Source organism: Pseudomonas sp. YL2 (assembly GCF_023063025.1).
Lineage (GTDB): Bacteria > Pseudomonadota > Gammaproteobacteria > Pseudomonadales > Pseudomonadaceae > Aquipseudomonas > Aquipseudomonas putida_A.
The window spans coordinates 324,455-338,201 of the sequence record NZ_JAJSLU010000003.1; the positions used below are offsets into that span (position 1 = coordinate 324,455).

14 protein-coding genes are annotated in these 13,747 nt (G+C 61.2%); 3 read left to right on the forward strand and 11 right to left on the reverse strand.

Features of this window, described 5'->3' with window-relative positions:
* Positions 1-96: 96 nt before the first annotated feature.
* Entirely contained in the window at positions 97-1,326 is a 1,230-nt protein-coding gene (locus LVD08_RS06785) for a hypothetical protein (protein WP_247267785.1), read from the reverse strand.
* A gap of 36 nt (positions 1,327-1,362) precedes the next feature.
* Positions 1,363-1,812, reverse strand: a complete 450-nt coding sequence (locus tag LVD08_RS06790) for a YcgN family cysteine cluster protein (protein WP_027614519.1) — start codon at positions 1,810-1,812, stop codon at positions 1,363-1,365.
* Positions 1,813-1,977: 165 nt separating this feature from the next.
* On the opposite strand from LVD08_RS06790, the gene LVD08_RS06795 reads away from it, so the two are divergent.
* The gene (locus tag LVD08_RS06795; protein WP_225137858.1) at positions 1,978-2,571 is read left to right on the forward strand and encodes a nitroreductase family protein; all 594 of its coding nucleotides are present in this window, start codon (positions 1,978-1,980) and stop codon (positions 2,569-2,571) included.
* A gap of 124 nt (positions 2,572-2,695) precedes the next feature.
* Here the strand turns inward: LVD08_RS06795 and LVD08_RS06800 are convergent, their stop codons facing one another.
* The 3 genes from LVD08_RS06800 to rnd all read right to left on the reverse strand — a co-directional run bounded on the left by LVD08_RS06800 (position 2,696) and on the right by rnd (position 5,170).
* Positions 2,696-3,628 (reverse strand): D-2-hydroxyacid dehydrogenase, encoded by a 933-nt coding sequence (locus LVD08_RS06800; RefSeq protein ID WP_003222601.1) that lies wholly within the window; start codon positions 3,626-3,628, stop codon positions 2,696-2,698.
* A gap of 118 nt (positions 3,629-3,746) precedes the next feature.
* Positions 3,747-4,040 (reverse strand): YcgL domain-containing protein, encoded by a 294-nt coding sequence (locus tag LVD08_RS06805; RefSeq protein WP_097086697.1) that lies wholly within the window; start codon positions 4,038-4,040, stop codon positions 3,747-3,749.
* Positions 4,037-5,170 carry a ribonuclease D gene (gene rnd / locus LVD08_RS06810; protein WP_027614515.1) on the reverse strand — a complete coding sequence of 378 codons (1,134 nt, stop codon included), beginning with the start codon at positions 5,168-5,170 and terminating at the stop codon, positions 4,037-4,039. Before rnd ends, LVD08_RS06805 begins: the two co-directional genes overlap by 4 nt.
* Positions 5,171-5,424: 254 nt before the next feature.
* Between rnd and LVD08_RS06815 the strand changes: the two genes are divergently transcribed.
* On the forward strand, positions 5,425-6,606 hold the full coding sequence (locus tag LVD08_RS06815) for a cyanate transporter (RefSeq protein WP_247267786.1): 1,182 nt from the start codon (positions 5,425-5,427) through the stop codon (positions 6,604-6,606).
* 200 nt (positions 6,607-6,806) lie between these two features.
* Complete coding sequence (locus LVD08_RS06820; RefSeq protein WP_027614513.1) at positions 6,807-7,742, forward strand: LysR family transcriptional regulator; 936 nt, start codon at positions 6,807-6,809, stop codon at positions 7,740-7,742.
* A 3-nt stretch (positions 7,743-7,745) separates the two neighbouring features.
* Here LVD08_RS06820 and LVD08_RS06825 read toward each other — a convergent pair whose 3' ends face one another.
* From LVD08_RS06825 to LVD08_RS06850, 6 genes are all read right to left on the reverse strand, one after another.
* Positions 7,746-8,111, reverse strand: a complete 366-nt coding sequence (locus LVD08_RS06825; protein ID WP_150370452.1) for a 5-carboxymethyl-2-hydroxymuconate Delta-isomerase — start codon at positions 8,109-8,111, stop codon at positions 7,746-7,748.
* A gap of 52 nt (positions 8,112-8,163) precedes the next feature.
* Positions 8,164-9,372: a low temperature requirement protein A gene (locus LVD08_RS06830; RefSeq protein ID WP_247267787.1), complete on the reverse strand. Its 1,209-nt coding sequence runs from the start codon at positions 9,370-9,372 to the stop codon at positions 8,164-8,166.
* 176 nt (positions 9,373-9,548) lie between these two features.
* Positions 9,549-10,469, reverse strand: a complete 921-nt coding sequence (locus LVD08_RS06835) for a LysR substrate-binding domain-containing protein (RefSeq protein ID WP_027614510.1) — start codon at positions 10,467-10,469, stop codon at positions 9,549-9,551.
* Between the two features lie 81 nt (positions 10,470-10,550).
* Positions 10,551-12,656 (reverse strand): DUF6311 domain-containing protein, encoded by a 2,106-nt coding sequence (locus tag LVD08_RS06840; RefSeq protein ID WP_247267788.1) that lies wholly within the window; start codon positions 12,654-12,656, stop codon positions 10,551-10,553.
* Entirely contained in the window at positions 12,653-13,039 is a 387-nt protein-coding gene (locus LVD08_RS06845) for a GtrA family protein (protein WP_103368274.1), read from the reverse strand. Before LVD08_RS06845 ends, LVD08_RS06840 begins: the two co-directional genes overlap by 4 nt.
* Positions 13,036-13,746 carry a class I SAM-dependent methyltransferase gene (locus LVD08_RS06850; protein ID WP_210557897.1) on the reverse strand — a complete coding sequence of 237 codons (711 nt, stop codon included), beginning with the start codon at positions 13,744-13,746 and terminating at the stop codon, positions 13,036-13,038. The genes LVD08_RS06845 and LVD08_RS06850 overlap by 4 nt, the downstream gene beginning before the upstream one ends.
* Position 13,747 lies beyond the last annotated feature (1 nt).

Genomic DNA, 13,747 nt, shown 5'->3' on the forward strand with positions numbered 1-13,747 from the left:
GTTGAGGCTTCTGGCCTCTTCGCGAGCAAGCCCGCTCCCACATTGAAAGCTGGAATGCGATCAAAAGTGGGAGCGGGCTTGCTCGCGAAGGCGGTATTACTGAAGTAATGCGCTATCGAGGACTTTGGAAGACTCGCCCAGAACACTCTCGGCCAGTTGCACAAACTCCTTGGTACTCACCGTCCCCAGATGCATCGCCCCTCGCAACACGTCATCCAGCGAACGCTTGTTACGGGTCTTCAGGCGAATCTCGCGATCCAGTTCCTGCAAGACAATCACCGCTTTTGCAAGCTGCGCCGGGCTGATCTGTTCGCCGCGCAGGGACGTGACTTTCTGACTGTCCTTGGTCAACTTCGTCTGCAACGCCTGATAGCGTTCATCGCTCATGCCCCCGGCACGCCGCAGCAGTTCGATCGCGTAGTACTCGGCAAAGCCTTCGCTGATCCAGTCGCTGCGCTGCTCGTCATTGATGCGCCCGAACACCTGCGCCAGCTCACGCACCAGCGCACTGCTGCCACTCTCGCTGACCAGCGGCAGACGCGTGTTCAAGTAGATCGATTCATGTGCGCCCAGACTGCCGCGCCACATCGGGTCGTTGGCGCCGACGATCAGCAGTTTTTTCGGATGCCGGGGATAGACCGCTTGCACCTGCGGCCAGACGAACGTCAGCAAGGTCAGCACATCCATGCGACGCATGCCCTGCCCTTGCGGTGAGGCCACGGTGACTTCGGTTTCGCCCAGGCGCGTGCGACGGCTGCCAAGGTGACCGGCGAGCATCCAGCCGGTCGGGCGGTCGAACAGGCGTGACGGGTTGTCGATGCGGAATTTGTTCTTGCCGATGCGCGGCCAGGCGGTTTCAACGCTTTGCCAGCCATTGGGCAATTCGAATTGCAGACGCGACACCAGCTCGACGCCATCCTGCTGATCGAGCCTGGCCGGCGGCACCAGATCATCGCCGCGCAGCAGCGCCCAGCTCGGGGTCATGCGCGTATCGAAACTGCCGCTCTTGCGACCGTGGCTGATGCGTACGCGGTAGGTCAGACTGGGATTGTCGCCGATCGGGCGCCAGAGGCCCCGGGTCTGTTTGCCCGGGGTCAGTTGCCATTGGCCGTCGGCCTTGAAGTCGCTGTAGTGGCTGCCGTCGCCGAGGTCGAAATCGAGACTGCGCACCGCTTCGCCTTTGGCCAGGGTCAGGCGTACTTCTGCCTGATCGCTTTGCGGCAACAGGCGTACGTGGTAATCCAGGTCGACTTTTTTCGCCGCCCACACTGGTGCGCTTAGCGCCAGCAGGCCGATCAGCGATGCCCGCAGCAATCCCCCAGCCATACACACTCCTTGTTGAATCCTGGAAACCCTTGGTGCTTAACCAGCCCGGAAAATCAGGTGATCTTCCCAGTCGTCCTCCGGCACGCTGCCTTCGGCGAGCATGCGCCCGGACTGGGAAATCCGTTCGTGGTGCACGGCGTCACGATCGCCGCACACCAGGTGGTGCCACAGCGGCAGATCCTTGCCTTCACTGACCAGACGATAACCGCAAGTCGGCGGTAGCCATTTGAATTCTTCGGCCTGGCCCGGAGTGAGCTGGATACAGTCCGGGACAAACTTGATGCGATTCGGGTAGTCGCTGCACTGGCAGGTCTTCAGGTCCAGCAGTTTGCAGGCGATGCGCGTGTAATAGACGCTGTTGTCTTCTTCATCTTCGAGTTTCTGCAGGCAGCACAGACCGCAGCCGTCGCACAGCGATTCCCATTCCTCGTGATCCAGTTGCTCGAGGGTTTTGCGTTTCCAGAACGGTTCGACTTTGGCGGCCATGGCTCAAGCATCAACATCAGGTGGTGAAAAGGCCGCCAGTCTAGTGCCCAAGGCCTTGCGGGCCAAGCGCTGGCGACTGTCGGTAAATCGCGCTTGTCAGCCGAATCGCCGCCCAGTAGGGTTTTGCCACGAATTCATGACTCAAACACAGCAAGGAATCTTTCGATGAGTGCCAACCCTCGCGTCGCCGATTACGCCATTCACCCGCAGTTCACCGATCGCTGGTCGCCCCGCGCCTTCACCGGCGAAGCGATCCCGGAAGAAACCCTGCTGAGCTTTTTCGAAGCCGCACGCTGGGCGCCGTCGGCCTACAACTCGCAGCCATGGCGCTTTCTGTATGCGCGCCGTGACACGCCGAACTGGGAGCGCTTCCTGGGTCTGCTGAATGAATTCAACCGCAGCTGGGCGCAACACGCTTCGGCGCTGGTGATCGTGATTTCGAAAACCACCTTCACCGCACCCGGTGCCAGCGAAGAGTCCCCGGCGCTGTGGCACACCTTCGACACCGGCTCGGCCTGGGGCCACCTGGCGCTGCAAGCGAGCATCAGCGGCTGGCACACCCACGGCATGGCCGGTTTCGATCAGGAGCTGGCCCGCAAGGAGCTGAACATCCCTGAAGGTTATGCACTGCACGCAGCGGTCGCGGTCGGCAAGCTGGGTGACAAGGCGACCCTGGCCGAATACCTGCAGGCTCGTGAAGTGCCGAGCCCGCGTCGCCCGCTGAGCGAGCTGGCCGCAGAAGGCAACTTCACCCTCTAAGCCACAACGCAAAAACCACTGTAGGAGTGAGCCTGCTCGCGATGGCGTAGTGTCAGACAACATCAATGTCGACTGACACACCCTCATCGCGAGCAGGCTCACTCCTACAGGTATCGCGGTGGATTTAATATCCGCGGTTGAAATCCACTTCCCCGCGCAACGCTTCTCCCGCCTGATACGCCTTCAGGTTCTCGACAAACAACTGCACCATCAACGCCGGCGACGTCGGTGCCGAGCTGTGCCCGGTCAGCAGCAGGCCCCAGGCGGTCCAGAACGGATGGCGTTGCGGCAACGGCTCCTGACGGCAGACGTCGATCACCGCGCCCGCCAGATGCCCTTCCTTCAGGGCTTCCACCAGATCCGCATCAACCACCGCCACGCCGCGCCCAACGTTGATGAACAACCCGGTCGGCTTGAATTGCTTGAACAGCGCCGCGTCATAAATGTCGTGGGTGTGCTCGGTATTCGGCAGCAGATTGACCACGTAATCGACCGCGCCCACCAGCCGTGGCAAATCCGCCATCGAGCCGACTTCGACGAACGGCGCCTGCTCGCGCGCGCTGCTGGCGATGCCGTACAGCTCGACACCGAACGGCAACAGAAACTGCGCCACGCTCTGGCCGATATCGCCGGTGCCGACGATCAACACCTTGCGCCCGACCAGACTCTGGCCGGTGCGGTTGTCCCACTTGCGCTCGACCTGGCTGACCAGGCGCGCCAGCACTTCACGCTCGTGGCCAAGCATGTAGGTCAGCACGTATTCGGCCATCACCTGACCGAAGATTCCCACCGCGCGGGTCAGGCGATAATCGCGGCGCAAGCCGTCAGCGAGCAGCGGCGTGATGCCGGCCCAAGTCGATTGCAGCCATTGCGGCTGATGGCCCTGACGCAGCAGGGTCGCCAGCAGATCCGGCTGCCCCAGCCACACCGGGCAATCGGCCGCCTGCCGGGCCAGTTCGGCGGAGTCGCCACTGGTCAGTACTTCAAGCTCGGGGGCCGCCTGACGCAGCAGCCGGGCGTACACCGCGTGGTCGTGTTCAGCAATCAGAACGCGCATCTTCAAACCTTTCGCAAACCGTGCAGGCAACCGCCGAAGGAGTCGCGCTCCTTCGTGGCGGTCGTCGCCGTAAAATCAGTTCCAGGGTGGCAAGAGGCCCAGAACAGGGCCTCGCAGATCAGACCGGGTCGTTGCGTCGCAGCAATTCTTCGGGCAGGTGTTCGATGTACTCGTCCTCGGCCGGTGGCATCTGCAGGTGATAGCCCTGCTTGTCGAGGTTTTCCAGGACCACGACGATGTCCTCGCTGGCCAGCTTGCGCTCAGGCGACAGCACCAGATCGAAGGCATGTTTCGGCTTGCCGAACGCCAGCATCAGGGGTTCCGGCACACGCTCCAGAGCATCGCTCTTGAGCACATAAAGGTACATTCCGCTTCGCTTGGAGCTTTGGTAAATGGAGCAAATACGTTTCAAGGCTGTTCTCCGGCGGTGGCCAGGCTGTCGAGCAGCTTCTGGCCCATGAGTTCGCGGCGCCAGCCACGCAGCGACTCAGGCAATTGATAAGGGCCCTCGGGGAAGCCGCTTTTGACCAGCGCTTCGAGGGTTTTCTTGCGCAGCATCAGTTCCGGGGCGATGCCCAGGCGTTCGGCTTCGACCTGGCCGAGGGCGCGCAGTTGCTTGATCAGCGCAGCCGCTTCGACCGGCAATGGCTCCGGCACCGCCGGCGGCCATTGATCAGGCCCCACACTGCCAGAGCGCTTGATCAGATCAAGCAGAAATTGGCCGTCCTGACGCACGGTACGCGGGTGCATGTCTTCGATCTTGCCCAGCGCGGCGAGGTTGTCCGGCTGCGTGCGGGCCAGCGGCCACAGCGAGTGCTCACGGACGATGCGGTTGCGCGGCAGATCACGGGCACGCGCTTCTTTTTCACGCCAGGCGCACAGTTCACGCAGCACCGCCAGTTGCGCACGGGACAGTTTCCACGCCAGTTTGGCTTCGCGGTAGACCTCGTACGGGTCGGTCTCGCGGCGCAGGTTGGCGACCAGTTCGGCGCCGTCCTCCAGCACCCAGGCGAATTTGTCGTCGGACAGCTTCGGCCGCAGCTGTACGAAAACTTCCGCCAGATGCACTGCGTCTTCAGCGGCATAGCTGATTTGTGTGTCGGAAAGTGGACGCTGCAACCAGTCGGAGCGGGTTTCGCCCTTCGGCAACTCAATGCCCAGCACTTCCTGCACCAGCCGCGAATAGCCCATCGAGAACCCAAGGTTCAGGTAGGCCGCTGCCAATTGTGTGTCGAACAGCGGCGCCGGCAGGCTGCCGGTCAGACGCAGCAGCACTTCGAGGTCTTCGCTGCAGGCGTGCAGGACTTTGAGCACCGCCGGGTTTTCCAGCAACGCCGCCAGCGGTTGCCAGGCGTCGATGGTCAGCGGATCGATCAGGTAGGCGCGTTTGCCGTCGCCGACCTGCAGCAAACCGGCAATCGGGTAGAAGGTGTCGACCCGCATGAATTCGGTGTCGAGGGCAACGAACGGCAGTTGCTGCCACTCGGCGCAAAACTGCGCGAGGCTTTCGTTGTCGCGAATCCAGTGAATATCGATGGCCACACGGCTCTCCCTTGAAGAATGGCGCGCAGTATATATCGCCGCCGGCGTTTTACGCGCCTGCGCTGGGCCAGAGCTGTAACGAAATGTCCTGCCAGAGAGAAAGAATAGTCTTACAGCGTGATTGGCAAGAGGAATCCGAACCTCCCCATGTAGGAGAGCCATATTTAATTTTTAAATAATGCTCGGGAAATCTGATTTGCCGATTAGTACGCTGCGCCGCCTAATCGACAGCCTCCGCAATCCAGAGTCTGCCGATGGAACACGTCCGCGCCCCCGCTCGCCCCGCTGCCTGGCTGATGTTCGGGATCATTCTCGTCGCACTCAATCTGCGCCCATCCATGGCCGCCGTCGGGCCGTTGCTGTCGGCAATTCGTGGCGATATCCCGCTGAGTTTCAGCGTGGCTTCGCTGCTGACCATGCTGCCGGTGGTGGCGATGGGGCTGGCGATGTTTTTCGGTATCGGCATCAGCCGGCGCCTGGGCGAGCAACGCACGGTGATCTTGTCATTGTCGATCATCGGTCTGGCGACGCTGTCGCGGCTGGTGCTCGATTCGGCACCGCAGTTGATTGGCAGCGCGGTGCTGGCCGGGATGGGTATCGCCCTGATTCAGGCGCTGATGCCGGTGCTGATCAAGTCACGCTTCCCCGACCATGTGGCGCTGTGCATGGGCCTGTATGTCACATCGATCATGGGCGGCGCCGCGCTGGCCGCCTCATTTTCGCCGCTGGTGCTGGGGCAGACCGGCAGCTGGCGCATCGGCTTGGCGATCTGGGCGGCACTTTCCTTGCTCGCGTTGCTGGTCTGGTGGACACAGTCGATCCCGTCATCCCTCCAGATCACGCCTGTAGGAAAAGAGTCCTTCACGCGTAATTCCCGCGCCTGGCTGCTCGCCCTCTTCTTCGGCCTCGGCACGGCGTCCTACACCTGCGTACTCGCCTGGCTGGCGCCGTACTACGTGGAGCAAGGCTGGAGCGAACAGCAGGCCGGGCTGCTGCTGGGATTTCTGACCGCCATGGAGGTGGTTTCCGGGCTGCTGACGCCGGCCATCGCCAACCGTAGCCGTGATCGCCGTGCCGTCCTCGCAGCGTTGCTGTTGCTGATCATCGGCGGCTTCTGCGGACTGATCCTCAGCCCACAACACCTGAGCCTGCTGTGGCCATGCCTGTTGGGGCTGGGGATTGGCGGCCTGTTCCCCATGAGTCTGATCGTCTCCCTCGATCACCTCGACAACCCGCAGCGCGCCGGCAGCCTGACCGCGTTCGTGCAAGGCATCGGCTACTTGATCGCCGGGCTTTCGCCGCTGCTGGCCGGAATCATCCGCGACCGTCTCGGCAGCTTCGAATGGGCCTGGTGGTCGCTGACCGCAGTGATGGTGGTGATGCTGCTGATAGTGCTGCGCTTTGACCCTCGGCTGTACGCCCGACACATCCGTTGAAGCCGAATGCCGCCGCTGGGCTAGAGGCCTGTTGCCATCTTTTTGCGGTTTATTTGTCGACGTCGTGTTGCTAAAAGTTTCTGTCCCACTGGCGACATTGAAACGTCCTACAGGGCTTTGTCCTGGCACCATCGTTCCGCTACGATCATGCGCACACGTTTGCGCGGATTCAGCGCAAGGAGCACAGCGAGACGGAACGGATGCTGAACAGTAACTTGCTTCGAAAGCTCGACATGCAGGACCTCATGGTGTTTATCGCCGTGTATGAGCAAAGCAGCGTCACGGATGTCTCGGAGACGCTGTGCGTCAGCCAGTCCACTGTCAGCTATTGCCTGAAAAAATTGCGCACCAGTTTCGAAGACGAGTTGTTCATCAACACCCGCACGGGCATGCGTCCCACCTACAAGGCCGGCACCATGTACGGCCATGTGCAGAAGATCCTCGAAAGCATCAACCTGTGCCACGCCGGCGCCCCGGCCTTCGATCCGACCCGGCAAGCGGTGACCTTCAATATCTGCGCCCCGGAATACTTCGAGCAATTGGTACTGCCACGGCTGTTGAAGCGTTTCGACTTCGACGATTTGCCGGTGGTGGTCAACATGCACAAGTTCGAGACCGATGTGCCCGCCGACGAACTGCGCGACGGCAGCCTCGACCTGGTGATCTGCTTCGGCCCCAACTTCCACCGCAGCCACACCGACCTTAAATCGCGGATGCTGCTGGAGGACGATCTGGTCTGTGTCTTCGACAAACGCGCCACGCCGCTGGAACCGCGCCTGAGCCTGCAGGCCTTCACCGAGCGGCGCCATGTGTTCCCGACACCGTGGACTTCCACCACCAACATGGTCGATGGCTGGCTGGCGCGTCAGGCGCAGAAACGGCAGATCGTCGCGCGTTCCAACAGCTACAGCGCGGCATTGAAGATGATCACCGGCACCGACTTCATCCTCACCCTGCCCCGGCGCATCCAGCGCCTGCTGACCAACGACGCGGTGTTCAATCACTGCGAGGCGCCGAACGGCCTGCCGGGGTTTACCCTCGACATGCAATGGAGCCAGAACGCCGATCAGGACAGCGCCAACGTCTGGCTGCGCGAGCAGGTGATCAAGGTGTGCAGTGAGCTGGAAGCGGCCTGAGTCCTACACGCCGATGGCAGTCTTGGTGTAGGAATCGCGGTCGATATCGAGCAACTCCACGCAAAGCTGCACTTCGACCCCGGCCGGCCATTCGCACAGATCCTGCAACACCGCCAGCAGGCTGTCCGAGAGCTGCTTCTTGATCTGCGGCGAGCGACCGCTGAGCAGCGCCAGCTTCACGTGGACGAAAGCACGTTCACCCATGCCGGTACCGACCTTGAAGGTCTCGACCTTCAACGCCCGGCTCTTGATATCGAACTCCGCAGCGAACTGACCGGAACCCACCAGGGCGTTGTTGAGCCGGATCAACGCCACATCAGCGTTCAACTGCGGCAGGTTGGCGGTGTATTCCATGTGCAGGTGTGGCATGGGGTGCTCCAGTCAATCGGCAGAAAGGTTGTACATATACCACAGCGCTGGCCTACTCTCCTGCGGGTTTTTCCGAGGTTATCGAGGCCGACGTCTGACGCAATGCCAGGCTTTCCCACAGCGCCACCAGCACCACGATCGCCGTGGTCAGCGCCCCGAGCATCAGCGCCGAAAACCAGTGGTTCAACGCCAGCGGCAGCGCCAGCGTAAGCATCACAAGCCCCGCCAAATGCGACAACGGCGGCAGCGGTCGGTCGGACATGACCCACTTGAACAGCGCATTGCCCAACAGAAACAGCCATGGACCGCCCACGATCACCAGGATCCCGGCGTCACTGGCGTGATCCGGATGCACCAGCACCAGTTCGTCGGCCACCGCACTGACAATCACCCCGGCAACAATCAGCACGTGCAGGTAGGTGTAGGCGATGCGCGCCTGGCGCCCGGGATCGCTCGAATGCGCGATGCGGTGATGCGCGCGCTCGGCGCCGCTGTCGAAGTACACCCACCACATGCCGATGCTGCCCAGCACCGCCACCAGAAACGCCATGACTCCGGTGGCGTTCAGCGTCAGTTCGGCGAACGTCGCGCCGGTGACCAGCAACGATTCGCCCAGGGCGATGATCACGAACAGCGCGCAGCGCTCGGCCATGTGATTGCCTTCGACGTTCCAGTCGTTCAACGACGAACGCCCCAGCCCCGGCACCCAGAAATACAGCGAAGGCGAGATCAGCTCGATCAGCAGCGCCAGCGCCCAACACAGCAGACGTTGTTGCCCGTCAAGAAAGGCTCCGACGATCCAGAACACGCCGGAGCACATCAACCACGCCAGAATTCGCTGGAAGTTACGGGTCATGCTCAGCGATTCGCCACGCACCGCCCAGATCGCAAACAACGTGCGCCCGACCTGCATGAACACGAACGCCGAGGCAAACATCAGCCCGCGCTCGGTGAAAGCCCTGGGGATCGAGGACGACAGCAACAGACCGGCGATCATCAGCCCGAACAGGCCGAGACGGATCGGCAATTTTTCCGGGTCGAGCCAGTTGGTGATCCACGAAGTGAAAATCCACACCCACCACACCGCGACCATCAACAGCGCCACCTGCACCGCGCCCAGGATCGACAAATGCGCGAGCAACGAATGCGAGAGCTGAGTCACGGCAAACACGAACACCAGATCGAAAAACAACTCGACCATGCCGACCTTGCCACTGTCGAGACTGCCGCGCCCACGCAGCAACGATCGGGAAATGCTCATCGGACAAGTCTCCAGCCGGGGTCATTGCCATTGAGCAAAGCAGCCCGACCAGACGAACGCAAACCCTGTAGGAGTGAGCCTGCTCGCGATGGCGTCGTGTCAGACAACATCAATGTCGACTGACACACCCTCATCGCGAGCAGGCTCACTCCTACAGGGGAGATTTGTGGTGGGATTCAGGGCGCGGTCAGTGGCCGCTCACTCATGAACGCCTCAAGCCGCGACCGCAGCCAGCGCTCGGCCGGGTCGCTGTCGACGTGGCTGAGCCAGACCATCGACAGATCCAGCATCGGCGTCTTGAACGGAAACGGTTCCTTGAACAACAGCCCGGAGGCAGCCATGGCTTCGGCGGTGTAGTCCGGCAGGCTGGCGATCAGGTCGGTGCCGGCCAGCAATGCCGGCAGCGCACTGTATTGCGGCACCGACAACACCACATGCCGGGTGCGGCCGATTTCCGCCAGCCACTCATCGGCATAGCCGCTGATGTTGGCGGTGTGCGACACCAGTACGTGTGGGCGCGAACAGTATTCATCGAGGGTCAGCGGCGAATCCGAGGCGTCGGCGCGCAGAATGCTTGGCTGGATATGCCGCAGCAGTTTGCGCTTGGCATTGGCCGGCAGGCCCCGGGTCTGACTGATGCCGACGGTGATGTCGCCGGCGGCCAGCAGGTCGGGGATGCGCCAGTAGTCGACGTGTTGCACCACGAACACTACGCTGGGTGCTTCCTGACGCAGCGCCCGCAGCAACGGTGGCAGCAGGCCGAATTCGACATCATCGGACAGGCCGATCCGGAACGTCATGTTGCTCACGGCCGGGTCGAAATCGTGAGTCAGGCTGAGCGCCACCGACAGTGAGTCGAGGGCCGGCGACAGGTATTTGAACAGTTCTTCGGCCCGGGCAGTCGGCTCCATGCGATGGCCGACGCGAATGAACAGCGGATCGTTGAACATCGCGCGCAAGCGATTGAGCGCCGAACTGATGGTCGGCTGGCCGAGAAACAGCTTCTCCGCCGCCCGGGTCACGTTGCGTTCGAGCATCAAGGTCTCGAACACCACCATCAGATTGATGTCGGCCTTGCGTAATTCATTTCGATTCATCCATTGCCCCTACTCCCCGGTCTGCGGGCAGTTTAGAAAGGCCCATGGACAGCGTCTATGGGCGAAAGGAACAACACCGGCTCAATTCACCGTCAACGCCTGTATCCCGATCGCCAGCTTGCGCATGTCCTTGCCCATGCCCAACTCCCCCGGGCTGATAGCGTTGGCGTATTTGAAACGAATATTCAGCACACCTTGATGCTCGACACGCTGCTGCACTTCGACCGGCAACTCGACATTCAGGCGATTCGCTTCAGGCTTGACCAGCCGGGTGGACAGCACGCGTACATCGTTGACGAAAATTTCCACTGCTTGCTCGGTGTGTGAAGGGGCCAGTAACGCAGTGGTTTCCAGCAAGAACGAGTGCACCCGAGCAGTCGGTCGCAGGGCAATTTGCGACTCACTGCCCTCGGACCAGGTGCCCCACGGTTCATTGTTCGACCACCCTTTACCGAGGAAAAACGTCGCCAGACTGCTGGGATTGAACACGACTCTCTCGCCCGACTTGAGTGGCGGGATCAGCGTCAATGGGTCCGGGGCCGATATCGGCAGGCAGTCGGCGCAACGCTTCCAGCCCGGCGCCAACACGTTCAACCCGTCAATTCTGGCGAGCACATCGGTGTCGCGATTCACGGTCAGAGCTGCTTCCAGCACAGTACGGTTACTGAGCACGTACAGGGTATCGGCTGCATAGTTTCCAGAACTGACCATTCGATCCGACACCGCTTGAGCGGCTTCAGTGGCAACCGTACTGACGCGCCGAAGGTAGACCGCGTTGGTCGGCAAGTGATGGCGACCCGAGTAGTCTGCCAGGGTCATCCACTGTTCCGGATAATTCTCCGGACGCAGCCAGCGTACTGCCTGATAACGCTTCGCCGCCTGCTCCCAGAACGGGTCGACCAATGGCGTCTTCCATGAGGGCGACGGCGTGGCCATGAAGAAACCGCGCGACACCGCCCAACCGGCGCGCGTGTCTGCCACCTGAACCACCAGCGCCACACTCAGCAGCATCAACGCCACGCGCGAGGAGTGTCCGCGAATCACCACATAAAGGATCGCAAAAATGGCCATGTACATGAGCGGCCAGATCATTCGCCCCGAGCCACGAAAAATCGTGGCCACGGCAACCACCGCATCCGGCAGCGGAATCCTGAATTCGAATGGCCCTATGCCGATATTGTTGGAAACGGCGAATATCGCCAGCCCTGCCAGCGCGAGCAAAACCAACGGGTAACGGCGAGCCTTGGCTCCCAGGTCAGTCGTCCCTTGCAGCACCGGCACCAAGGCAAAGATCCCCAGGCAGATCACGCCCAGGCCCAGAAATGCGAACCCGTCGCCGTCGCCCAGTACACCCGGCATGTCCTGCAAGGTATAGGACCAGACACCCGCATCGAAAAAGGTCAGCACATTCGCCCGGAACAGGCCATACCCCATCAACGCCAGACCGCTGTCGCCTATGCTGAAATAACCCGCCTGCCAGCAGCAGACACTGACCAGCAGAAACAGACCGATCAACTCGATCAAGGCCTTACCCGGCGTCTGGCGCCGCTGAAGGGTTTTGGCGGCAAGGTCGGCAAGCCAGATCAACGCAACCATCGCCAGCAAATAAGCGTGCACCAGCGCAGCTGCCGCCAGCAGCGCGCCCCAGGCGAGGCGGCGTTTCGGCGTAAAGGGGCGCAATGCCAGATATAACCCTGCCAGCAACAGAAAATGCCCAGCCAGGGACAGATGTACGCTCATGCGGACGATCATCGCCGGAATGAACAAAAACATTCCTGCACCAAGCAAACGCAACGCCACGTCGCGACTGAACAGGCCAATCAGCTTCCAGGCAAACCAGCTCTGCAGAACGAAACACGTCAGTAGCCACAACCCGAAATACTGGAAGGGTTCAGGCAACAGGGCTGAGAACGGTTTGAAGATAAAAGCGAACAACGGATTGGAATCCGAGAAAATTATCCCGTTACCCAACTCCAGCCCATAGCTCGGGTTAAGCCCCAGTGGAAACGTCCAGGGCGAATGACGAAAAAAAACCCAACCCTGATAGTGCGTGGCGGGGTCGCCGTCGCCCAGCCATGCAATGTTCATCGGGTTCAAGGCACGTGGGCCGACCACAATGAAAAACGCCAGAATTCCCAAGAGCACGGGCAGCAGCGCAGTCGCCCGATGTGTTGCGGAGAGCTTCATCGATACGTCCAGAAGTTGTGCAAGACAAACGTGAATGCCGGAATCGTCAGCGCCACCGCGACAATGCCCAACAGATAATTCAACCCGGCCACCTGCGCGGCCCACGCGACAAACATCGCCAACAGAAAACCGCACGCCGATACCAATAGAAATCGCAGCAACGTTCTGCCGTGCAACCGAGCCGAGAAACTCCAGGTGGTATTGATCACGTAGGACACCACCGTTGCCACGGCAAACGCCACTCCGTTGGCCAGCGGCGGTTGCGGCGCAACGAAATTGATGAACAGCACAGCCACCAGCGCATGCAGCGCGGTGACGAACAGACCGGTCACGGCAAAGCGCAGACCGCGCTGGATCAGCGCTTTCCTTTCAACTGAAGTCACGGTTTTTGCGCCAGCACGAACACGCTCAGCCCGGCCAGACGGTTGTGGCTCATCAGCGGCAACTCGAGGCTGCACAACGTCTTGAGCACGCCGTTGACCAAGGGATGATGGCGTTTGAGCTGAGACTGCGGCGCTGCGGCCTGCGGCCCTTTGGGCAGCAAACGCAACGCCGCCGCGATCGGAAACACCGCGCCGAAATAGTAGGCACCGCGCTGCACGCTCAAACCGGCATCACGGGCCAGGGTTTCAAACTGCGGCAGGGTGTAGCGGCGCTTGTGTTCGAGGAAGTCGTCGTGACCGCTCCACAGGAACTGAAACGCCGGCACGGTCATCAGGAAACGGCTGCCGGACGGCACCTTGTCAACGTAAGCCTTGAGCAGACCAAGGTCATCGTCGACATGCTCCAGCACATCCATGAGCAGCACCAGATCGGCGTCGATGGCGTCGATATCGCGGCGGTAATGCACCGGTTTGCCGGCGGTGGTCGCATCGGAATCGGCGGGGTAACTGATGTCGACGCACCACGCCTCTTGCGCCGCGGTTTGGGTCAATAAATGGTGCGAGAAAAACCCGGAACCGGCGCCCACGTCGAGAATCCGCGTGATCGGTACATCACCGAGCAGACGACGAGTCGCCGCCGCTTTGGAACAGTAATACCAATGCTCACCGATGCTGTCGCCGAGGATATCGGTTTCCTTGAGATCCATG